Raw genomic sequence first — 1,194 nt, forward strand, 5'->3', positions numbered from 1 at the left:
TAGCGCAGCCTGGTAGCGCATCTGCTTTGGGAGCAGAGGGTCGTGAGTTCGAATCCCACCGCCCCGACCAATCCATCTTGAGGAAAGCGCCTTCCTGGCTTTCGCCGGCAGGCGCTTTTTTCTTGGTCGTTGCGGCGCAAAGCCTCGCTGAGACCCCTCAAGCAGCCATGCCCTGACCGCGCCCCACCTGCGCCTGCAGGAACGGCACCAACGCCTGGGCCACACCTTGTGGGTCATCCGCGAACGGGAAATGCCCGCTCTCGGGCAGCACCACCACCTTGGCACCCGGGAAAGTCTCTTGCTGCTGATGCGCGTATCGCACGGGCAGGTAGGGGTCTGCCGCCCCCCAGATCACCAGCGTGGGCGGTTTGATCGGCAACAGCAGCTTCTCCAGCATCCGGCTGCGGCCATCGAGGTCGCCCGTGGCGCGGTAAAGCTTGAGGATGGCGCGCTTGGTGCCCCAGTCCATGTCCTGGTACATGCGGCGCGTGAAGGCCAGCGGCAGGCCCTTGGGGCAACCGTGCTGGATGGCCCATCGGAAGCCCGCTTCGTTGGTCAGCAGCTGCTGCAGCTCACCGAGGATGGGGGTGCGCCAGATGCGCGCCATGTAATGCCAGCGGTAGCCCTTGAGCACGCCCGTGTTGATGAGCGTGAGGCTGGCCACGCCAAGCGGGTTCATGGCAGCCCACATCAGGCCCCAGGGGCCACCGAAGTCGTGCAACACCAGGTGAGCGCGCACCACGCCCAGTTGCTTGAGCGCCTCGGTCAGGAAGGCCGTGCCGCCTTCGACCGAATACGGGTAGTTCGCCGGCTTGTCGGCCTGGCCGAAGCCCGGCATGTCGAGCGCGATCACGCGGGCCACGGGCGATGTCACCTGCATCAGCTCGCGCCAGTCTTCGCCGGAGCCGGGGTTGCCATGCACGAACACCACGGCTTCGGTGGCCTTCAGGTCAGCGCCGCCTTGCAGCACGCGGGTTCTGATGCCGCAGGCGCTCAGGGTCGAGGTCTGCAGGGGCCAGCCTGGCTGTGTTGGAAGGGGCATGTCGTCCTCGTTGTGGTGTGAAGCCTGAGCGACATCATGCACAGCTTCGGCCCAGGTCGTCCAGGATCGGGCAGGCTGGGCGATCGTTGCCGTGGCATTCAGACGCCAGCCTCACCAGCGTGCGTTTCATGGACTCCATTTCATCGATGCGT

General features: G+C 65.7%; 1 protein-coding gene. It reads right to left on the reverse strand.

Annotation, left to right across the window (positions count from 1 at the left end; translation table 11 throughout):
- Positions 1-157: 157 nt before the first annotated feature.
- On the reverse strand, positions 158-1,042 hold the full coding sequence (locus B2W70_RS06495) for an alpha/beta fold hydrolase (protein WP_058087811.1): 885 nt from the start codon (positions 1,040-1,042) through the stop codon (positions 158-160).
- Between the last annotated feature and the right edge of the window lie 152 nt (positions 1,043-1,194).

The sequence above is a fragment of the Aquabacterium sp. UBA2148 genome (assembly GCF_002328915.1).
In the GTDB taxonomy this organism is placed as follows: Bacteria; Pseudomonadota; Gammaproteobacteria; order Burkholderiales; family Burkholderiaceae_C; genus Aquabacterium; species Aquabacterium parvum.